The sequence below is a fragment of the Falsiphaeobacter marinintestinus genome (assembly GCF_007923355.1).
GTDB classification, from domain to species: Bacteria; Pseudomonadota; Alphaproteobacteria; order Rhodobacterales; family Rhodobacteraceae; genus Phaeobacter_A; species Phaeobacter_A marinintestinus.
In genome coordinates, this window is the sequence record NZ_VOGO01000011.1 from 88,459 (window position 1) to 110,435 (window position 21,977).

General features: G+C 57.7%; 13 protein-coding genes. 1 reads left to right on the forward strand and 12 read right to left on the reverse strand.

All coding sequences use genetic code 11. The annotated features are described in order from the left end of the window. The first annotated feature begins 377 nt into the window (after positions 1-377). Positions 378-8,282, forward strand: coding sequence for an Ig-like domain-containing protein (locus tag FOY56_RS19530; RefSeq protein WP_146347833.1), 7,905 nt, complete (start codon positions 378-380; stop codon positions 8,280-8,282). Positions 8,283-8,517: 235 nt separating this feature from the next. Here FOY56_RS19530 and FOY56_RS19535 read toward each other — a convergent pair whose 3' ends face one another. From FOY56_RS19535 to FOY56_RS19590, 12 genes are all read right to left on the reverse strand, one after another. Further along, complete coding sequence (locus FOY56_RS19535) at positions 8,518-8,718, reverse strand: hypothetical protein (RefSeq protein WP_146347834.1); 201 nt, start codon at positions 8,716-8,718, stop codon at positions 8,518-8,520. A gap of 162 nt (positions 8,719-8,880) precedes the next feature. Then, the gene (boxB, locus tag FOY56_RS19540; protein ID WP_146347835.1) at positions 8,881-10,332 is read right to left on the reverse strand and encodes a benzoyl-CoA 2,3-epoxidase subunit BoxB; all 1,452 of its coding nucleotides are present in this window, start codon (positions 10,330-10,332) and stop codon (positions 8,881-8,883) included. Positions 10,333-10,382: 50 nt separating this feature from the next. Continuing rightward, the gene (boxC, locus tag FOY56_RS19545; protein ID WP_146347836.1) at positions 10,383-12,041 is read right to left on the reverse strand and encodes a 2,3-epoxybenzoyl-CoA dihydrolase; all 1,659 of its coding nucleotides are present in this window, start codon (positions 12,039-12,041) and stop codon (positions 10,383-10,385) included. Between the two features lie 178 nt (positions 12,042-12,219). After that, positions 12,220-12,690, reverse strand: a complete 471-nt coding sequence (locus tag FOY56_RS19550) for a DUF309 domain-containing protein (protein WP_146347837.1) — start codon at positions 12,688-12,690, stop codon at positions 12,220-12,222. A gap of 37 nt (positions 12,691-12,727) precedes the next feature. After that, a complete protein-coding gene (locus FOY56_RS19555) occupies positions 12,728-14,224 on the reverse strand; it encodes a TRAP transporter large permease (protein ID WP_146347838.1) in 1,497 nt (498 codons plus the stop codon). Further along, on the reverse strand, positions 14,221-14,805 hold the full coding sequence (locus tag FOY56_RS19560; RefSeq protein WP_146347839.1) for a TRAP transporter small permease: 585 nt from the start codon (positions 14,803-14,805) through the stop codon (positions 14,221-14,223). Before FOY56_RS19560 ends, FOY56_RS19555 begins: the two co-directional genes overlap by 4 nt. Positions 14,806-14,875: 70 nt before the next feature. Then, positions 14,876-15,934, reverse strand: a complete 1,059-nt coding sequence (locus FOY56_RS19565; protein ID WP_146347840.1) for a TRAP transporter substrate-binding protein — start codon at positions 15,932-15,934, stop codon at positions 14,876-14,878. 313 nt (positions 15,935-16,247) lie between these two features. Further along, positions 16,248-17,414 (reverse strand): ABC transporter substrate-binding protein, encoded by a 1,167-nt coding sequence (locus tag FOY56_RS19570; RefSeq protein ID WP_146347841.1) that lies wholly within the window; start codon positions 17,412-17,414, stop codon positions 16,248-16,250. A gap of 44 nt (positions 17,415-17,458) precedes the next feature. Then, entirely contained in the window at positions 17,459-19,339 is a 1,881-nt protein-coding gene (locus FOY56_RS19575) for an AMP-dependent synthetase/ligase (RefSeq protein ID WP_186766401.1), read from the reverse strand. A 15-nt stretch (positions 19,340-19,354) separates the two neighbouring features. Beyond that, complete coding sequence (locus FOY56_RS19580; protein WP_146347843.1) at positions 19,355-20,128, reverse strand: ABC transporter ATP-binding protein; 774 nt, start codon at positions 20,126-20,128, stop codon at positions 19,355-19,357. Further along, positions 20,128-20,895: an ABC transporter ATP-binding protein gene (locus tag FOY56_RS19585; RefSeq protein ID WP_146347844.1), complete on the reverse strand. Its 768-nt coding sequence runs from the start codon at positions 20,893-20,895 to the stop codon at positions 20,128-20,130. The genes FOY56_RS19580 and FOY56_RS19585 overlap by 1 nt, the downstream gene beginning before the upstream one ends. Continuing rightward, entirely contained in the window at positions 20,892-21,977 is a 1,086-nt protein-coding gene (locus FOY56_RS19590; RefSeq protein WP_146347845.1) for a branched-chain amino acid ABC transporter permease, read from the reverse strand. The genes FOY56_RS19585 and FOY56_RS19590 overlap by 4 nt, the downstream gene beginning before the upstream one ends.

Sequence of the window (21,977 nt, forward strand, 5' to 3'; positions counted from 1 at the left end):
TAAAGCACGTGGGCCTTCATCGACATTCAGACATACCCTTTGCTTGCGACCGCTTCTGGTCTGTGTGCACGCGCGTTTTGCCCGAAGAAATCTGCGGCGGCTTCCGGGCCCGAAGGGCCTGCAAAATCCGGGCCGGTTCCGACAATTCAGAGCGTCCAAAGCCCGCGTTTGATCCGGTCGTCAGGAATTGCTTTGAATTCCCTCAGGATTGTTGACCCTGCGTAACGTAGGATGGTCAAGAACCACTTTGCCCAAACCACGTCCACCCATGTGAGGGCTGGTACCAAAACGAATTTAAATCAGCACTTTAGCCCAAAGTTTTCCGGGCTTTTGACGACCATTCTCTGCCAATTTCAGGACTTCTTAAGGGGCCCGTTATGACAACCGTTAATGATTTCTCCGATGCGATCACTTCCTTCTTTCAAGATCTGGAAACACTGGCTCTGACCGAACTGGCAAACCGCGAGGCGGCCCTGATCGGGGCTCTTGATCCGCATCTCGACGATCTTGCCAGCCCCTTGCGCACAGTGCGCGACAGCCTGCTGGACGCGGTTGATGGGCTGAACGTTGCGGATGAAGAGGCGCTTGCGGCGGCGCTTGTCGACGCGATTTCAGGTGCCGGGATCGACGGCATCAGTGCTACGGTCGTCGATGGATCCGTTCGGTTGGTTCTGACGTCCGAGGTGTCACAGGATCTGGATGGAACGGCCAGTCTGGCCAATCTGCAAACTGCCGGTCTGGGACTGGCGCTGGATGGTGTACTGGACCTGACGGCGACCGCCAATCTGGATCTGGTGCTTTTGTTCGACCCGTCAGACGGCGCGACCGGGTCACTGACCATCGAAGACAACGCCACAATCGATGATGTGCGACTGGGGCTTGAGGCCACATTGGACGGAAGCAGCCTGCCCGACACGGTCTCGTTGGGCTTTATTCAAGCGGACACCAGTTTGGGCGAAGGGACGAACGGGGCCACCGTTTCTGTTGGTCTGGACCTCGACGGCGGAACCTTGGACGATCAAACCCCCGAGGTCGATATCGACGCCGCAGCCCGCCTGGCGATTGGTCTGGATGTCGGCTTCGAAAGCCCGTTCCTGCCCAGCATCGAAGGCACGTTGGTGATCGACTATGGCAGCGTCGACAGCGACGGGGTGCTGGGAACCCTTGGTGGGATCAGCCTGCAAGAGATCACGCTTGGCATCGATGCGATAGATGATCTGTTGGATAGTGTTCTGGGACCGCTGGACGATATCGCCAGCGCCTTCCCGTTGGGTCCGGTGATCAACCTGCTCAGCGCGCCATTGCCGGTAATCAACGATCTGGCCGGGTTTCTGGATCAGAACGGCGACGACGACGTAACACTGGTGGATTTGCTGACCGCTTTCAGCAGCGGCGATCAGGACTATGCCTTTGTCGAGACGGTTGTCACAATCGCCGAGGTTTTGGGCACATTGGGCGACATCGCAGATCAGGATGGCGTGCTGCTGGGCGAAATCACATTCAGTGCCGATGCCATTCAGGCCTTGTTGGGTGGTGAAAACGGCAGTGATCTAGGTCAGATTTTCGAATTCTCCGATTTCGACTCGACCGTGTTCGACGACTTGTTCGGCGAACTGACGGACAGCTTTGGGGATCTGGAAGATGGCGGGTTGGTCTTCCCGCTATTGTCCGACCGCGCGCCCGAGCTTGTGGGGCAGATCCTGTTTTCGGAATTCGCACAGGTCCCGACTCCGTTGATCGAATTCATTCTGCCCGAGTTCGGGTTGGACCGCGAACAGGCCAGTTTTGAGATCACAATCCCGGTCGGCCCTTTTGCTGCTGTGATCGAAGGTGGGTTCGATGCAACCTTTCGGATCGGCATGGGCATTTCAACCAACGGGTTGTTGCAGGGAGGTGAACTGGGGGATTCACTGTACCTGACAACAACCCGTGACGAGGATGACAATCTTCAGGCTTTGGCCGAATTCAACGCTTCTCTGGCGGCGGGTTTCGGTGTCAGCGTGCCCGGCGTTCGGGTCACGGTCGGCGGCGGTATACTGGGCGAGATCGACGCGTTTCTCAGCGATAATGACGGTGTCAGCGGTGATGGGATGTCACATGTCAGCGACAATCTGTTCCCCTGCCTTTTCGACCCCTTAACCGGGGCGTTAAGCGCTGGTCTGAACTTTACATTCGCCGTGGGTATTCGCCCGCTTGAATGGAAGCGAACCGTGTCGGTTGCCGAAATCCAGATCGTCGATTTTTCGATCTCGTGCAGCGAACTGGACAATCATGTCGAACCGATTGTCGACGACAGTGGTCTGGCATCGCTGGTGGGGGCCAGCCAACTTGTGCTGAACTCAGGCAGCCGGGCCAGTTTGCGCGACGTTCCGGGCGATGGGGACACATCGATCCACGAAGTCTTTCATGTGCGCCGGATGACGCAAATCCCGGCCGAGGGAGACTCTGGCCCGCCCTTCCTGGACGTTAACGGCGACCCCTATGACCAGACAGCTCTTCAGGTCGACGCGTTCGGGATTTCGGAAATCTTTGACGGGTCGGGTGTGACGCTGTTGCGGGCCGACGGAGGTACCGGAGACGACACGTTGAGCATCGCGGCGGGCATCGATGTGAATGTGCGGTTCTTTGGCGGCGCGGGCGAAGACCTGTTGATCACCGGCGACGGCGATGACGTGGTCGAAGGCGGCGCAGGCAATGACATCATCAGCACGGGCGATGGCGACGATATCGTGCGCGCGGGGGGCGGGGACGACGTGATCCGGGCCAGCGAAGGGGCTGACAGGATTGATGGCGACACCGGCCAGGGCAGCGGCGATGGCATTGATCAGGTGGACTATTCGCGATCTGACGTAGGTGTTCAGCTGCTGCGTGACGGGGATGCGGTCTTTGGCTTTGGCGGGCTGGCCCAAGGCGATGTGCTGACCAATATCGAATACCTGATCGGCACGCAGTATGACGACATCCTGTCAGGCGACGATCTGACCTCCAGCACGCTGGACGGTGAGGGCGGCAATGACCAGTTGGTCGGCAGCGAAGACAACGATCTGTTGATCGGCGGGGCAGGCGGCGACATCATGAATGGTCGCGGTGGCGACGATATCGCCAGCTATGTCAACAGCTTTGGCGGCGTGCAGGTTAATCTGACCACGGGCTTTGCCTTTGGCTCGGACGCCACCGGGGATATTCTTGACCGGATCGAAAGCCTGCATGGATCGATGCATGGCGACACCCTGATCGGGGACGAAGGAGCGAACTTCATCGACGGTTTTGCCGGGGATGATGTGCTGGAAGGACGCGCCGGGCAAGACGACATTCGCGGCGGTGGGGGTGATGACACGATTTTGGCTCTTGGCGATGGCGATACGCTGGATGGCGGGGGCGCCATTACCGTCGAACGGGATCGCGATCTGCTAAGCTATGAACTGGCCGCGATTGGCGTGGTCGCCCGGCTGGCGCCGACTCTGTACGATGACGGGGTCGAAAACGACGACAATATCCAAGGTGGACAATACAACCCCGAAAGCCTGACCCGGTCGCTGGAAATCAGCTCATTCGAAGATCTGCGTGGATCGGATCACGCTGATGATCTGGGTGGAGACTACGGGAACAACCGGATCGAAGGCGGCGACGGCGTCGATATCATCCGCGCCTTTGCCGGGAATGACGTGGTCGCGGGCGGCGATGACGCTGACGACATGTATGGCGGATTGGGGCAGGATTGGCTGGATTATTCGGCGTCCGATGCTGGCGTGATCGTGTCTTTGGAACCCGACGAAATCGGACAGGGTGGCGATGCCGACGGAGACACATTTACTGAATTCGAAAACATCATCGGATCACAGTTTGCAGACACGCTGACCGGGGATGACGGCGACAATGTTTTTGACCCACTGGGCGTGAGCGAAGGTGCGGGCCAGGATGACGTGCATGGCGGGAACGGGCAGGATGTTCTGCGCCTGAACTATAGCTCTCTGTTCACGAACGTTGGTTTGATTGGCGGGATTGAAGAGGGCAATCCGCAGTCCGGATTGTTCAGTCTGGGCGATGGCGGGTTCAACCCGCAAGTGTCCTTTACCGGGATTGAACGGTTTGAAATCCATGGCACGATCCAAGGCGACATTCTGGTTCTGGGCGATGGCGATGATCGCATCTGGGCCGGGGCGGGCGATGATATCGTCGCGGGTGGTTTGGGCGGAGATGTCATTTTTGCCGATGATGGCGATGACCTTGTCTTTTCCCAGATCGGAGAGGTTCTGGGCGATGGTGGCGGCGGCGCGTTCTTCTATCTGAACGGTGGTGACGGGTATGATGGGCTGTCTGTCGATCTGGGCGACGCGCCCAACGGCGTCAGCCTGATCATGCAAGGCGGCACCGACCAGCAGGATGATCAGATCGCCACGTTCACCCATGGCGGTGTCATCACCGGTTTTGAGTTCATCGGGCGCGTGGGCGGCACCGCATTTGCGGATGAGCTTTGGCAACCGGGACGCATTGCCAACGAATTCCGAACTGGCGGAGGCGATGATATCATCGCACCGGGGTTAGGCTTTGATGCGATTGACGGGGGCGAAACGCCGACCGATCCCAGCCTGCTGACCGACGCGGATCTGCTGATCCTGGATTATTCGGTTCTGGACACGGGCACGGGCGTTTTGATGCTTCCTGCGGGTGAAGGCAACGTCAGCGCAAGCCGGACGGCAGGGCCGTCACCAGAAGACCCGATCGTGGATCTGATCGGGGCCGTGAACATCGAATATGCCCATATCACGGGCACCAATTATGCGGATGTCCTGTTTGGTATCCTTGACCCATTCTATGACGCGCAAGGCGACATTCTGCGCGGGTTGGATGGCGACGACCTGATGCAGACCTTCAACGGGAATGACTCACTGTTCGGCGGGGCCGGGTCTGACAATCTGGGCGGTGGCGCTGATGATGATCGGCTGCAAGGCGGGCTGGCGGGCCGCGATGATGGCATTGACCGCCTGCGGGGGGAGTCCGGATCTGACCTGTTCATTCTGGGCGACAGGACCGGCCAGCATTATGGCGAGACGGTCGAAGGCGCCACAACCGCAGATCTGGCCGTTGTCGAGGATTTCGTATCAGGCCAGGATCGGGTTCAGCTTGTCGGATCGGCAGAAGATTACAATCTGATTGCCTTTGGCGGCGATACGTTCATCCAGCACATTGATGGGGCCAACCTGCAGATCATTGCCAGACTTGACGGCGTAACCGGCCTTGATCTGGACAGCGATGACTTCACTTACGTGTCGGATATTGGAGATGTCACCACGTTTGTGGCCGATGGCGCGGATGGGTCAGAGATGGCCGATACGGCCGCCAGCAGCATCCCGGATGACCTGACAGATACCCCCGATGCTATCGACCCGAATTCGCCTGCATTCGAAGTCACGCAAGGCGAACCTGACACCAACATGGCGCTGATAATCATGCAGTCCCTGTCACAACAGGGGTACTTTATCAGCGACGCCAGTATTACTGTCGAACGCAGCGGCGATGCCCGGGCCTTTGGCAATTTTGAGAACGGTCTCGGTTTGACAAGCGGCATGGTCATGTCGACAGGCGATGTCGTTGATTTGGCCGGCCTGAACGAAGATGACGGCGGCGTGATTTCTCACCTGTTCGGAGGTCTGACGGTTGATCTGCACTTTGAACAGATCGGCGTTATCGGTGTCGATGGATCCCCGATGACGTTCTACCGGGCCAATTTGGCGGATGTCCCGTTCCCCATTGCCTCGCTTGTGTTGCGCGACGACGATGATGGCATCGGTGGTGCTGCAGGGCCGCGATCGGGCGCAGATATTGCCGGACTCGCACTGACCACGGCGGACTTCACGGATATCGTGGCGTTGACGGGCGGCGACCTTGGCGCCCTGAACGACCCGTCCATCTTCCCCACGCTGGATCTGTTCGATTTCTCGGCGCTTGGGACATTCTTCACCCAAGGGTCAATGCGCAGTTTCAACCCCAACGATCTGCCCGGCGCGGTCGAGGCATGGGGCGATACCGATGGGGCCGTCGCCGGATATGTCGACAACGGGCGGGCCACGTTGGGACAATTCGACTATAATGCTGGATCCAACAGCGGCTATCTGTCCCTTGGGGATGGCGGTCAGCTGGGCCTTAACCTGACCGGCGAGATTGGCACGAATGACCCTGTCTGGTTGATCGTGGCGGAAGCTGGCGGTTCAGAAAGCTTTGATGGCACGTTTACAGCGTCGCCCATGGGGCTGATCCCGGCAGGGGATCTGTCCACCGATTTCGGCGCGACCGGGGCCGAGGATGATACCATCACGTATTCGGTCGAATTTTCGGTCGATCTTGGCAGCGGTGGCCCGGGGCCAATCGGCAATTTGGCGAATTCTGCATACGTCAAATTGTTCGATGCCGTTCTGGCGTCGGAAGAGCTGCGCGAATTCTCCGCGACCGAGTTGCAGGACAGCCTGTCGATCAAACTGAACGGGGTCGAAATCGGATATCTCAGCGATGGGGCTGCGGCCACATTGGAACGATTGTCTTTGTCACCCGTTGGCCCCTATCACGACGATCTGGTGCTGAACCTTGCCGAAGATGCCGTGGATTCGCCTGCCGCTACGCGCGCGGATGGGTATTCGCTGCCGTTTTCGGTCGAAGGCTTTATTGTTGACGGGGTAAACCGTCTGGAAATCACGCTGAAAGACACCCGGGACGGATACCTGGACACCGCTTTGTTGATGGCCGCAGCCGAAGATGGCCCCGATCAAACCCCGGAATTGCCCACGACCTTTGGCTATTCCACGCAGGAAGACGGTGTTCTGAACGCAAGCCTGCCCAACAGTCTTGAAGCCCCCGCGACCTATAGCCTGCCCTTTGGGGCAGAGCCGTCGTACGGCACGCTGGATCTGTCACCCAACGGGGACTTTACCTATACGCCCGACGCTGATTTTGCCGGGCAGGACAGCTTTCTCTACCTCCGGGTCGAGGCGGACGGAACCGAAGTATACAATGTTGTCGAGATCAACGTGTCAGGCGTGGACGACGCCCCTGTGATTGATGACAGCGCGTCCTATTCGGTACTCGAAAACGAAACGGATGTTGGCATGATCGCCGCAAGCGATGTCGACGGGGATGCGTTGACCTATACCATCGTGGGCGGTGCCGATGCGGCATTGTTCTCGCTGGACCCATCAAGTGGGGCGCTTTCATTTCTGACCGCTCCGGACTTCGAGGCACCGACTGATGCCGATGGCGATAACAACTATCAGGTTCAGGTCTCGGTCAGCGATGGTGAGACCCCTGTGCAGGCCCTGATCGAAGTGGCCGTACAAGACGCACCAGACACAGATGGCATCACTCTGATCGGAGATGGCATGGCCAACACCCTGATCGGAACCGTCGGTGATGACACGATCTTTGGTCGTGGAAACAATGACGTCCTGATCGGGGGGCTGGGGGACGATGATCTGTTTGGCGAAGCTGGAAACGACCTCCTTTCCGGCGACGCGGGCGATGATCTGATAGATGGTGGCGAAGGGCGTGACACGGTGACGTATGAAAGCGCGGCAGGCCGCGTCGTTGTCTTCCTGAATCGCCCGCCTTCAGACATCGGCGGCGGGCAGGGTACGGATACATTTGTAAGCATTGAAAACGTCACTGGGTCCAATTTCAACGACCGCATCCATGGCGACACGAGCGACAATGTGATCATCGGCCTGAGTGGTAACGACGTTCTGAATGGGCTTGCCGGTGATGACCGTTTGAATGGTGCAGAGGGCGACGACGCGCTGACAGGGGCTGGCGGCAACGATACCTTGCTGGGCGGCGATGGCGACGACACCATTCAGGCTGGCCTTGGACAGGATATCATCCAGGGCGGAGCGGGTGCAGATCAGGCCTTTGGAAACGCAGGCGCAGACGAAATCAATGGCGGTGCTGGCAATGACATGCTTGTCGGAGGTAACGGCCGCGACATCCTGTTTGGGGGGCGAGGCAACGACATCTACTTTGGAGGAGACGATGGCGCAGCCGGGGACGGAATGCGCGACGTGTTCGTCTTTAAGTCGGCGGCAAATGGCGGCGGCGGCCTGGACATCATCCGGGACTTCGAAGACACCATCGACAAGATCGATCTCAGCGAAAGCGTGTACACCAACTTTGCAGATGTGTTCGCCGACGCGGTCCAGATCGGCGCCAACGTGGTGATCAATTTCGACGGGGCCGGGGTCTTGCGGATCGAAAACACCCTGCTGGCCGACCTGACACCGGGTGACTTCCTGTTCTAACCTGCCCCGCATGTGCACTGACCTGAATGCAAAAGACGTTCAACAGGCGAAACTTACTGCGCCGGTGCACGCAGTTCTGTGAGTGTCAGACTGATAGGTGTTGCCGGATTGCCGGACAGTCAGAGATCATGGGCGGCGACCTACGCCCCAAGTCTCGCTCATTGATATCGAAAGCTTGCGGGGGGGGGCAGAGCCGTTCTGCCCCCGCCGCATGAAACTCCAAACGCCCTAGACTTCAGATGTTAGAGTTCTCGTAACGCTGAAACTTGCCACGTTTTCGCGACAAGACGACGTCAGGCACAAACAACGCTTCAAGCAGCGCCTCGCACAGACCAACGCAATCGGCACATCCGACACATGGCCCCTGAAGCTGATCAAGGTCGACGGACAATGCACTTAGTCGCGGCGTTACGGCCTTGCTTCTGCTGATATCCATCTTCATCGCCTCGCTTCACCGGCTAAATGGTGAATTTAAAAGGTTCTTTTGGGCACCCGGTGCGATGCCTTACCGACTCGCACCCTAGCATAACTTGCGAAAGCTTCGCAAAATCTTGTGATCCTGACGCGGCCCACGGACCGAACCGCGTCAGAAAAACGGTTACGCCATGTGCAGTTTGACGTATTCAAAATCGCCCGGCTTGTTGTCGATGCCTACCTTGGGCGGCGCAATCCAGCTGGCATAAACACCCGGTTCGTGGATCGGCTTCATCAGCGACTGGATGAAATCGCCATCGGCATGGGTCGGCAACCATTCGGTCAAACCCTGATCATAGGCCGCGCCCGACACAAGGTTGCCATCCGGGTCAAAGTTTTTGCCCGAGAACACGCCGATTTTACGGTTGAACGCCTGATGCGGCAGCTTCATCTCGTACTCGATCCCGTGTTTGTCGATGATCTTGTTCCAACGGCCAACACCGCCAGCGGCGTCTTTCACATAGTCGTCGCGCAGACGCATGTTCAGCGCGGTAAGGGCTGGCACCTCTTTTTCGATGATCTTGTCGCCGTCCAGATCCAGCACATTGTACGTGTCATTGATCAGCCTGTGATCGTCCTTCAGACGCATTTCCATGTACCGCCCCTTGATGCCCTGGTTAAAGGCATTGGCAGCGTTGGTCGAAATCTCCTGACCAAACAGATCCAGAGACAGCGTATAGTGCAGGTTCAGCTTTTTTTGGATCGTCGGCAGGTCGATGACGCCCAGATCGCGCACTTTGTTGATGTCATAAGGGTCAGAGATGCCCGCGGTCTTCATCGCCTCGCAGGTTGCCTGAATGGTCCGGCCAACGCCGGTTTCGCCGACAAACATGTGGTGCGCTTCTTCGGTCAGCATGAACCGGCAGGTGCGCGACAGCGGATCGAATCCCGATTGCGCCAGCGACTCAAGCTGCATTTTGCCATCACGGTCGGTGAAATAGGTGAACATGAAGAAGGACAGCCAGTCCGGCGTCTCCTCATTAAACGCACCCAGCATACGCGGCGCTTCTTCGGACCCAGAGGACCGGATCAGCAGATCATTCGCTTCTTCACGACCGTCGCGGCCAAAGTACTTTTGCAGCAGATAGACCATTGCCCACAGGTGGCGGCCTTCTTCCACGTTCACCTGAAACAGGTTGCGCATGTCGTAAAGCGACGGTGCAGTCAGGCCCAGGAACCGCTGTTGTTCGACCGACCCCGGCTCGGTATCACCCTGAATCACGATCAGGCGTTTCAGCAGGTTGCGGTATTCACCGGGAACTTCCTGCCACGCGGGTTCGCCCAGATGCTCGCCCATCGGGATGCGGCGATCTTCGACTTGCGGGGCCAGCAACACGCCCCAGCGGTATTCCGGCATCTTCACATAGTCGAACTTGGCCCAACCCTTGGGATCAACACTGACCGCAGTGCGCAGATAGACCATCGATTCCTGAAAATTCTGCGGGATCAGATCGTTCCACCAGTTGATGTATCCGGGGTGCCATTTTTCCAGCGCCTTCAGAACCCGCTTGTCCGAGCTGAGCCCGACATTGTTGGGGATCTGGGTGTCATAACTGACATTGATAAGATCTAGCATTACTTCCTCCGTTTGGTCCGCAAGGGCAGGGGGTGACCCTGCCGATCGGTTCAGACACGTTCCATGTTGTACTTGCCGCGAATGCCGGTGCCATAGCGCTGCAGCGCGCCTTCTTCACCAACTGCGTTGGGGCGTTGGAAAATCCAGTTTTGCCACGCCGTCAGACGGCCAAAAATCCGGGTTTCCATTGTTTCGGGTCCGGCAAAGCGCAGATTGGCTTCCATTCCGGTCATCGCATCCGGCGAGAACGAAGCGCGTTCTTCAAGGAAGATCCGCAGCTCGTCCTCCCAGTCGATGTCATCATAAATGAAAGTGACAAGGCCGACGTCATCTGCAGCGTCTGCATCCAATGCCTCGCCCTTTTGCGCCTCAAGCCTGTCGACGGCCTCAGGGTCCCCCAGGAACCGGGTCTGCAGCCGGGTCAGGCCGTTGCCCATCAGGTAGCGTCCGAAATTGCCCGCCGTCAGGGTTACGGTGGCCAGTGGGCGGTTATCGCCTTCAAATTCGTCCTGCATCATGTACGACCGGTCGCAGGACCAAAGCAGCTCGGCCAGTGGACCCGCAAAGCAGGAGCCATGTTCGACAACGGCCACCAGACTGCGCGCGGTCATGTCGACCCGTTTCAGAACCCGTTTCCAGTATTGCAGGATCTCATTCGCCAACCAGAAATCGGCATTATCCAGCAACATCGCCTCATGCGCCACCACAGCAGCCGGATCGCCCTGACTGCGGAACACCAGAACGCCGACCTCGCGCTCATTCGTGCGCAGGTGCAGGATCGCATCATCCAGTTCGCGGGCGAGTTTCAGAAGGTAATTGTCTGCCCCTTCGGCCTGAAGCGCGTCAGTCGAGGCCGGTGGAGCGGTATCCGGTCCGTTCAGCGTGATTGTGGCAAGGCCTTTGTCGCGCTCGATTGCGACCTCGACCAGATCATAGCTGATCGACCCATCTTCGGCGATCTTGCGCGGCAGCGGGGTCAATTTGATGCCTGTCAGCCCGTTTGCTTTGAGCGAGGCAGCGGCAAATTCCGCCGCACGCGCCGTTACGACGTCGTCGAACTTCGAATTTGGGACAATTTCGTCCACCAACTGCCAGTCGACAGCACGCTGACCGCGCACGCCTTCTTCCATGGCGCAAAACACATCCGCCAGATCGCGGCGGACCTTGCGCTTGTCCGTGACCCGGGTCAGACCGCCCGTGCCCGGCAAAACCGCCAGCAATGGGACCTCGGGCAATGCCACTGACGACGTGCTGTCATTGGTGAGGATGATGTGGTTGCACGCCAAAGCCAGTTCATAGCCGCCGCCCGCGCACGACCCTTTGACCGCGGCAATCCACTTCTGCCCCGAATCCTCTTCTGCGGCTTCAAAGGTGTTGCGGGTTTCGTTGGTGAACTTGCAGAAATTGACCTTGTGGGCATGGGTTGCGCCCCCCAACATCCGGATGTTGGCGCCAGCACAAAATACCCGGTCTTTGCCAGACTGCATGATGACAACCTTGACCTCGGGGTGTTCAAATCGCATCCGCTGGACCACGTCGGCCAGTTCGATATCAACGCCCAGATCATAGGAATTCAGCTTAAGCTGATAGCCCTCCATCAACCCGCCGTCTTCGTCCACATCCATGATAACCCGGGCGATGTCGCCTTCGTATTCGACACGCCAGTGGCGGTATGACTCCGGGAAGACTTCGAAATTGATAGGAGACATGCACACGTCCTCGGTCAGATTTGGTTGCAGGAACTTTAGGGCACCTTACTGTGTGCGTAAACACATTTTGTGCACAATAATGCCAAGTTAAATTTTCATTCAATAACAGTATATTGTGAGTTGACGCCCTGAAGTTTGCTCGGATCTCCTGAAAAAAGTGCACTTTAGTGCACTGCTCTCAGGCTTCAGAAGTCTTTCGATTCGCCGTTTCCCGCTGCGTGACGATCAGATCCTGCAAATCCTGCATCCGAACCCCCATCGTCAAACAACCAGCCTGACCATCGGCCAGCAAGGCCTCTGCTATCGCGCAAAGACGCAAAACAGCCCCGGGACGTTCCATCTTTTGCTTCAGGCTGGCGTTTGCGATCTGGATCACGGCCTGCACCACCAAACGCTCGGGGGCACCATCAGGAATCGCCATCCAGACGGGTTCGATTACCTCGTGCGCTTCCCAGAAAAACCCCCGGTCCAGATACTGCAATCCCGCAAGCCAGGCGTCTGTCTGCGAAAGCTCACGGGCCGTCATGTCCGGGCGGGCAGTGTCACACAGCACTTCAAAGGTGCCGTCGGGGTGACGCGATGTCCGGCCCGGAACATACGCCCAGGCCGGATCGGGATACGGCGGACCTGACGATCCGCCGCGTATCATAAAAACCTCTCCCGTAGGACGCAGGCTGGCCCCGGCGTCATGTCACCAGAAACAGCGTGATCGCGGGGAAGGCCACCAGAATGATCACCCGCACGATGTCAGATGCGACGAAGAACATCACGGCTTTATAGGTTTCGACAATCGGCGTGGTGCGGTCCATCGCGTTGATGATGAACAGGTTCATCCCAACCGGCGGTGTGATCAGACCGGTTTCGACAACGATCAGAACCAGAATGCCGAACCAGATCGCGACCTGTTCGACCTCCATCCGGTCGACCATGCCTTTGGTCACGCGAATATCCAGCGCCTTCATCTGATCACGGGTCAGTTCGACGCCACTGGCGATAGACGTCTTGATCGACTCCAGCATATCGGCCGCCATGCCCTGCGGCACGCCGTTCTTCAGAACCTCCATCGCGGCATCAGCCTGCATGTCGACCAGCGACAGGAAGCCGAAATCCATCGACGAGATGACCGGATAGAAGATCGGAATCGTCAGCAGGATCATCGACAATGAATCCATCAGGCAGCCGAACAGAAGATAGAAGATAAGGATCAACGACAGGACCATCCAGGGGCTGAACCCCTGACTCACCACAAAGTTCGACAATTCCTGCGGGACCTGCGTCAACGCAAGGAAGCCGTTATAGAACCCGGCCCCCAGCACGATGAAAAAGATCATTGCGGTTGAACGGGCCGTGACCATGAAACTTTCGATCAGGCTGTCGCGGCCAAGACCGCCGTTCAGCCACGCAATCAGGCCTGTGCCTGCCGCACCAACAGCCGCACCTTCGGTCGGCGTGAACCAACCAAGGTAAATGCCGCCAACCACAGCGCCGAAGACCAGAAGCACTGGCCAAACATGGAACAGGGCCGCGAACCGCTCGGCGTATGGAACACGCGGGCGGGTACCGGCGGATTCAGGGTAAAGCCGCACATAGATCGAAATCGCGATCACATAGCCAAGCGCTGCCAAAATACCGGGAATGAAGGCGGCAAGGAACAGTTTGGCAATATTCTGCTCGGTCAGGATCGCATAGATCACCAACACCACCGACGGTGGGATCAGGATGCCCAGCGTTCCGCCAGCCGCCAGCGTCGCAGTCGAAAATCCCCCGGCATACCCGTACCGTTTCAGTTCGGGCAAAGCGACCCGGCCCATCGTGGCCGCGGTCGCCAAGGAAGATCCGCAAATCGCGCCAAATCCGGCACAGGCCCCGATCGACGCCATGGCGACACCGCCCTTGCGGTGGCCCAGCCAGCCTTCGGCGGCCTTGAACAGCGCGTTCGACATGCCGCCCAGCGTTGCGAAATGCCCCATCAGCAGAAACATCGGCACGATGGTCAGCGAATAGCTGGAGAAGGTCGAATAGGTTTCGCTTTTCAGTCGCGCAAAGGCAACGGTGGTTCCGTCGGTCACGATGGTCAACCCGATTAGACCAACGAGGAACATGGCAAGGCCAATCGGAACCCGCAGAAAGATCAGGATCATCAGGGCCGGGAAAGACGCGATGCCAATTTCAAGCGTGCTCATTGTTCGGCCTCCACGCCGTCCCAGACCAGAATGCGGTCGGTAAAGAATTCAACGGTTCGGACGCAGGCCATATAGATGCCGACGATGGCGGCGACGATGGCGCCGAACAGGCTGGCCGCATAGGCCCACCACAACGGGAACTGCAAAAGGAACGACGTTTCGCCATAAGACTTCTTCGACAACGTGCCCTCGAACAGCCTCCAGGCGATCAGGATCAGAACCAGCGCAAACAGGATCTCGATGACCATACGAAGGAACGCGTTGAACCGGCGCGGGAAAAAGTTGGCAAAGATATCCACCGAGGCATGGCCCGATGTGATCTGGCACAGCGGTAGAAAGGCGAAGATGGCAAAGGCAACACCCGCTTCGACCAGTTCGAAGTCGCCGTTGACCGGGCCAACCCCGATCGCAATCAGCCAGTTCGCAAACCCCGGTGCCACCGCCTGCATGATATCGCCATGCATGATGCCGTTTAACGACCGTCCCAGGATCGACACGCAGGTCAGAATGATCAACAGGCTCAGAACAAGTCCGCCTGCAATGGCCATGAACCTTGAAAGGCTCATCATCTTGCTATGCATCAGCATGCCTCCCCCTTAATAGAAAAGCCGCGGCGATCTCCCGCCGCGGCTTCGTTAAGCAATCGCTCGATTACTTCTGGTACATTGGTGTGTACTTGTCGATCAGCATGCGGGCTTCGTCGATCAGCGCTTGCGGGTTTTTACCCTTGCTGTCCATGTCCGCGATCCATGCATCATAGATCGGCTGGGCGGCTTCGGCCCAGACAGCTGTCTGATCCGCGTCCAGCGTGATGATGTTGTTGCCCAGATCATAGGCCACTTCGCGCGACGGACCATCCGAGTCAGCCTGCGTGCCACCAGCGAATACCGAGAATTCCAGTCCCGAATTGTCGTCGATCACCTTCTTCAGGTCATCGGGCAGGCTTTCATACTTGGCCTTGTTCATCGCCAGAACAAAAGTCAGCGTGTACAGCGCCTTGCCCGTGAACTCGGTGTGGTTCTCGACCAGTTCCGGCACTTTCAGCGCGGTGGTGACTTCCCACGGGATGGTGGTGCCATCGATCACGCCTTTGGACAGACCTTCGGATACGGCCGGAACCGGCATGCCGACAGGGGTCGCGCCCAGTTCGGTCAGCAAAGCGTTCACAGACCGCGAACCGCCGCGGATTTTCATGCCCTGCAGGTCAGCCGGCGTTTCGACCGGATCCTTGGTGTGGATCATGCCGGGGCCGTGCACCCATGTTCCAAGGATGTGGACATCCTTGAATTCGGTGTCTTTCCAGTGCTTGTCGAACATATCCCAATAGGCGTGGCTAACAGCCCGCGCATTGGTCATCATGAACGGCAGTTCGAACACTTCGGTCGACGGGAAACGTCCGGGGGTATAGCCCACAACGGTCCAGACGATATCGGCGACGCCATCAATGGCCTGGTCCATCAGCTCTGGCGGCTTACCACCCAGCTGCATCGACGGATACCGCTCGACCTTGATACGGCCATCGGAATCTTTTTCGACATTGTCTGCCCAGACGTCCAGAATCAGCTTTGGCACGTTGGCCTGCGCTGGCAGGAACTGGTGCAACTTCAATGTCACTTCCTGCGCCATGGCCGTGGTTGCGGTAAAGCCGGTTGCCAGAGCGGCAATTGCGGCGCCCCCGACAAAGCCCAGAATACTTCTGCGTTTGGTCATCTGATTCCTCCCTTAAGTCTTCACATGGCAATATAATGCCGAACTGATCGTCAGTTGCAATATATTGCCTCTAAGATTGTGCTGCCGCGACGCGACGCCGCGCAACAACACACTGTCTTCTGCGCTAAGGGGTGCCCAGCAAAGCCGTTCAGCGCAAGACCGGTTTGCTGCCATTGGTATTCAATATTGTTATAGCCCATTACAATCTGCCGAGGTGGTCCGGGTGTTTGATCGACACAGATCAAAAAAGGCCCGGACATTTGCCCGGGCCTTTCAAGTTCAGATTTCGAGGTAAGCCTTTATGGCATGTCTCTTAAGGCTTTTGGCGAGACAGCTCTTTCCAGTTGCCACCTTCGACGACCGAAATCACGACATCATCAGCGCCTTTGTGATCGCCAGGACCATAGGTGATCTGTGCATCGGACAAGTCGTCAAAGTAGTCCAGAGACTCCATTGCCTTGATAAAGCTTTCATGTGTCAGGTCCGGACCCGCCACTTCCATGGCACGGATCATGGTGTCTGCAGCTGAATACCCCAGCATGGAAAAGCCACCCGCTGGCTGACCGAACTTGGCTTCATAATCCGCCATGAACTTCGCCGGAGCTTCTTCTCCCGCGCGTGCGATCAGATCGACCCAGCCAGACGCAGCATACAGCCCGTCGGTAACACCGCCCGGAACAGCTGCAATCACTTCGTGGAAACCAGCCGAAGAGTTCAGGAAGGCCACGTCGGTCCAGCCAAGTTTCTTGGCCGTGCCAACCACGGTGATCCCCTGACGAATGCCCAAAGCCATCGTCACGATGTCACAGCCTGCGGCTTTCATCTTGGTGACCGAGCCGACAAAATCCTGCTCGTCCGGTTTATGCGTTGTTTCCGCGCCAAAGGTCAGGCCCAGTGTTGCGGTAACATCCTTGGTGCTTTCGGCGATCTCTTTGCCGAAATCCGACGGGATGTACATCGAACAGACGGTTTTTGCGTCCTTTTCGCCGACCAGATAGGTCACGCCGACCTGCATCTGATCCCAATAGCTTGAGAACCCGGTGAACTTGTTGTCGATAGGCTCGCTCAGCATTTCGCGCGCTGCAGACAGCGGGCCGATATTCGGGATGCCTTTGGGGTCCAGCAACTTGAAGCCCGCGATGTTCATCGGCGTGCCCAGCGACAGCAGCATGGCGAACACTTTGTCTTTGTTCAGCAGCTTGTTATAGCCCTGCATCGCGCGCGGGATCTGATAGCCATTGTCTTCGACAACAAACCGGATCTGGCGACCATGTACACCGCCAGCGGCGTTCTGCTCTTCAATCCGCAGGTTGGCACCGTTTACGGCGGGCACGCCAACAGCAGCAAAGATGCCGCTCAGATCGTTGACCGACCCGATCAGAACTTCGCTGTCTGTGACGCCCTGCTCGGCGGCGATGGCCGAGGTGCCCAGACCGGCGGTCAGTGCGGTTACCGCCAGAGCGGCTGTAAGTTTCTTCATGGTTTCCTCCCTAAGAAATATGATCGTTATCGTAAGCTCGGTTCTCAGTACATCTCGTCGATCAGTGCTTTGTGCTTCTTCTCGACGAAGCTGCGCTTGAGTTTCATTGTGGCCGTCAGTTCGTCATCTTCGGCGGTCAACAGAACATTGATCAAGCGGAAATCCTTGATCTGTTCGACGCGGGCGAATTCTTTGTTGACCTCTTCGACTTCCTTGCGGATCAGCCCGACCACCTCAGAGGCAGCACAGAGCGATGCAAAGTCACTAAACGGGACTTTGTGATCCTGCGCAAATTTTTCCACGTTTTCCTGATCAATCATGATCAGGCAGGTCAGGAACTTGCGCTTGTCACCGATAATCACCGCGTCCGAGATATAGTGGCTGAACTTCAACCGGCTTTCGATTTCTGCCGGGGTGATGTTCTTGCCGCCCGCCGTGATGATGATGTCCTTGATCCGGCCCGTGATGGTCAGATATCCATCGTCATCCATCCGCCCGACATCGCCGGTTCTAAGCCAGCCGTCATCCGTAAAGGTCTCGGCCGTCTTTTCGTTATTGCGCCAGTAGCCCTGGAAATTGTTCGCGCCCAACGACTGGATCTCACCATCTTCGGCAATCCGGATCTTGACGCCGTTCAACGCCTTGCCGACCGTGCCGGGGCGGTTTTCCTCGATGGTATTGATGGTCGCCAGACCGGTGTTCTCGGTCATGCCATAGCCCTCGATCAATGGCACCCCAATTGACCAATACCACTTCAGCAACTCGGGTGAGATTGGCGCGGCACCGGTACCGCCCCGGCGCATCTTGTCCATACCCAGCATCCGACGCAGGTTGCGCAGCACAAGGAAATCCCAGACTGCATACCGCATGGCGACGCCGCCCGGTACCGGTTTGCCCTGCATGGCGTAATCGGCGCGGGCCTCACCGGCCCTGACCGCCTGACGGAAGGCCAATCGCCCAATTGGCGTGGCCTCCTGCGCCAGAACCAGAACACGCGAGAACATCTTTTCCCAAACGCGGGGGACGGCAAAGAAGGTCGAAGGCGACACTTCCTGCATGTTGTCGAACACCGTTTCCGGGCTTTCGGCAAAATTCACCGTGCTGCGCGCTGCGAGCGGGAAATAGACCGAGACGTTGCGCTCAAGAATGTGGCACAGCGGCAGGAAGCACAGCTGTTCATCGCCGCTGTAAACCGCCAGCCCCCGGGCCCCGGATTCGATCGTACCAAGGATGTTTTCATTGCTGATCATCGCGCCCTTGGGCATGCCCGTGGTGCCCGAGGTGTAGATCAGCAGGGCCGTATCTCCGGGATTGGATTTTTCAATCTCGGCTTCGAACGCTCCGTGATGTTCGGCGTCATAAGCCCGGCCTGTGTCGTACAGCTCATCAAGGAACACGCATTTGTCGTGCCGCAAATCGTGCAGCCCTTCGCGATCCATGATGATGACCTTCGACAGGCCCGGCACCTGATCTTCGATCTCAAGATACTTATCCAGCTGTTCATCGTTTTCGACAAACAGGAACCGGCTGTCGCTGTCATTGATCAGATAGGCCAACTGGCTGGCCGCATCCGTGGTATAAACGCCCGAGGCAATGCCACCGACGCCCTGAATGCCCATATCGGCGTACAGCCATTCCTTGTTGTCTTCGCTCAGGATCGACACGACTTCGCCGCGCTTCAGACCCAGCGCCACAAGCCCCAGTCCGATCCATTTGGCATGGTCCCAGTAGTCGCGCCAGGAATAGCTTTTCCAGATCCCCATGTCCTTTTCGCGATGCGCCGTCTGGGTGCCCAGAGTTGTGCAGCGATGCGCGAAAAGTTTGGGAATCGTGGTGCAACCATCCACGGTCAGCGGGCGCTGGCCGGGTGTTGCGTTATAGGTCACCCCATCAATTTCGATTGTTGGTTGGGCGTGCATGTTCATTGTCATCCCTCCCCGTTACCGCCAGGTTTTCTTGCGCTTCCAGCGCCGTTCGCCGCGCTGGCCTTCTTCCTGATGACCCAGGTAGAACGCTTTGATATCGTCGCTTTCCATCAACCGATCCGCCGAGCCATCCATCACGATCCGGCCAATCTCCATGACGTACCCGATATCGGCCAGCTCCAGCGCCACTCTGGCGTTCTGTTCGACCAGCATCATGGTGACACCTTCATCCTTGTTGAGCCGGTTCAGGATCGCAAAGATCTCTTGCACCAGCAATGGCGACAGGCCCAGGCTGGGTTCGTCCAGCAGCATGATCTTGGGTCGCAGCATCAGCCCGCGTCCGATGGCCAGCATCTGCTGCTGCCCCCCCGAAAGCGTTCCGGCCTCTTGATTGCGACGTTCCGCCAAAATCGGGAAATAGCTGAACACCATCTCGCGGTCGCGCTCGATCTCGGCCTTGTCGCTGCGGGTATAGGCCCCCAGCGACAGGTTTTCATCGACCGTCAACAGCGGAAACACCTCGCGCCCTTCCGGGACATGCACGATGCCACGGTTGACGATCTGATGCGGTTCCATCCCCTGGATTTCTTCGCCTTCAAAAACGATATGACCCTTTTCCGGGTCCATGATCCCGGAAATGGTCTTCATCAGGGTCGATTTGCCAGCCCCGTTGGCGCCCAGCACAGTGACCACCTGGCCCTGTTCGACCTTCAGACTAACACCCCGGATCGCCATGATCGGGCCATAGAAGCTTTCGAGGTTCTTGACCTCAAGAACGGTCTCTCCCATTACGCAGCCCCCGTTCCAAGATAGGCTTCGATCACCTTCGGATCCGACTGAACCTCGGCAGGTGTGCCTTCGGCCAGTTTCGCGCCGTCCGCCAGCGCCAGAACCCGGTCGGACACGCCCGACACCAGCCCCATGTCATGTTCCACCATCAGCACGGTGATCCCCATCTGCTTGCGGATGTCATCAATCCACCAGCGCATGTCCTGCGTTTCTTCCACCGACAGACCCGAAGCCGGTTCATCCAGCAACAAAAGCCGGGGCCCCGAGGCCAGTGCGCGGCCCAGTTCCACAACCTTACGCACGCCATACGGCAAGCCCGCGATCATCTTGTTGCGATATGGCTGAAGGTCGAGGAAATCGATCACCTCTTCCACAGCGGCGCGGTGCTTCTTCTCTTCGCGCCGAACGCGCGGGGTGAACAGCATCTCTTCCAACACATTCGTCTTACGATGCCGGTGACGACCCACAAGCAGGTTCTGCAAAACCGTCGCGTGATCGAACAGTTCGATGTTCTGAAACGTCCGCGCAATGCCCATGTCGGCAACCTTGTCGGCGCTGTTGGACAACAGGTCCTTGCCATCAAACTTGAACGAGCCCGCAAACGGGTCGTAGAACCGCGAAATCAGGTTGAACACAGTCGACTTGCCAGCCCCGTTTGGCCCGACAATGGCATACACTTCACCCTCATCGACCGAGAAACTCAGGTCGTTGACAGCCACCACACCGCCGAATTTCAGCGTGGCATTGTTGATCTCAAGCAGGCTCATCTCAGCCGCTCCGTTTTCAGATAGGATTTCTGGCGGCGGAACATGTCCTTGCGGGCGAACGGAAACAGTTCGAACCACGTCCTGATTTTCAGCCAGCGGCCATAAATGCCCATTGGTTCGAACATGATGAACAGGATCAGGATCAACCCGAACACACCCGATTCAAGCCCGGGGATGGCAACACCACCGCCGCCGACCGCGTTTTTCAGGATCGACAAAGCTTGGGGCAAGAAGGCAACGACGATAGCGCCAAAAAAGGCCCCGTGAATCGACCCAAGACCACCAATCACGATCATCATAAGCAGGTTGATCGAGATCACGATCGAGAAGGTCTCATTCGTGACCGCCCCTGCGTAAAACCCCATCAGCGCACCGGCCAAACCGGTGATAGCGCAGGACAGACCAAAGGCGAGCGCCTTGGTAAAAGCAATATGCACCCCCATTGCAGTGGCCGAAACTTCACTGTCCCGGACCGCGGCAAAGGCCCGGCCCAACGGAGCCCGCAGCAGGTTGCGATATGCCAAAGTGCACAGGATTGTCACAGCCAACACCAACCAATAGAAATCTCTGATGTTGACCCAGCGGTTGATTTCATAACCAAAGATGTCGATTGACGACGGGTATTTCCCCGCAACTCCACCGGTCCAGGGTTCCAGAAGAACGATGATGTCATCGGCAAGGATCGACAAAGCGATGGTCGCAATTGCCAGATAGATCCCGTGCAGACGCACCGCCGGGATTGCAAACAACATGCCGAACACACCGGTGATGATCCCGCAGGCTGGAAAGGCCAACAGGAACGGCCAGCCTTGTTCCATCAGAATGATGCAGGAATAACAGCCGACGGCCAGAAACGCTGCATGTCCCAGACTGGCTTGCCCGGTCTGCCCGGTCAGCAACATCAATCCCAGACCCGCGATGGCCCAGATCAGAACGTTTGTGACTTCGCCCAGATAGAACTCACCCATCAGAAACGGCAGCAACACGGCAATGACAATCAGCGCGGCATAGACGCAAAAGCTCCACAGGTCCGGAAACAGCCGGATGTCGTGGTCATAGGATGTTTTAAAATGAATGCGCAT

Coding starts and splice junctions, on each gene's coding strand:
- FOY56_RS19530 (WP_146347833.1), top strand. CDS start 378: ATGACAACCGTTAATGATTTCTCCGATGCGATCACTTCCTTCTTTCAA.
- FOY56_RS19535 (WP_146347834.1), bottom strand. CDS start 8,718: ATGGATATCAGCAGAAGCAAGGCCGTAACGCCGCGACTAAGTGCATTG.
- boxB (WP_146347835.1), bottom strand. CDS start 10,332: ATGCTAGATCTTATCAATGTCAGTTATGACACCCAGATCCCCAACAAT.
- boxC (WP_146347836.1), bottom strand. CDS start 12,041: ATGTCTCCTATCAATTTCGAAGTCTTCCCGGAGTCATACCGCCACTGG.
- FOY56_RS19550 (WP_146347837.1), bottom strand. CDS start 12,690: ATGATACGCGGCGGATCGTCAGGTCCGCCGTATCCCGATCCGGCCTGG.
- FOY56_RS19555 (WP_146347838.1), bottom strand. CDS start 14,224: ATGAGCACGCTTGAAATTGGCATCGCGTCTTTCCCGGCCCTGATGATC.
- FOY56_RS19560 (WP_146347839.1), bottom strand. CDS start 14,805: ATGCATAGCAAGATGATGAGCCTTTCAAGGTTCATGGCCATTGCAGGC.
- FOY56_RS19565 (WP_146347840.1), bottom strand. CDS start 15,934: ATGACCAAACGCAGAAGTATTCTGGGCTTTGTCGGGGGCGCCGCAATT.
- FOY56_RS19570 (WP_146347841.1), bottom strand. CDS start 17,414: ATGAAGAAACTTACAGCCGCTCTGGCGGTAACCGCACTGACCGCCGGT.
- FOY56_RS19575 (WP_186766401.1), bottom strand. CDS start 19,339: ATGAACATGCACGCCCAACCAACAATCGAAATTGATGGGGTGACCTAT.
- FOY56_RS19580 (WP_146347843.1), bottom strand. CDS start 20,128: ATGGGAGAGACCGTTCTTGAGGTCAAGAACCTCGAAAGCTTCTATGGC.
- FOY56_RS19585 (WP_146347844.1), bottom strand. CDS start 20,895: ATGAGCCTGCTTGAGATCAACAATGCCACGCTGAAATTCGGCGGTGTG.
- FOY56_RS19590 (WP_146347845.1), bottom strand. CDS start 21,977: ATGCGCATTCATTTTAAAACATCCTATGACCACGACATCCGGCTGTTT.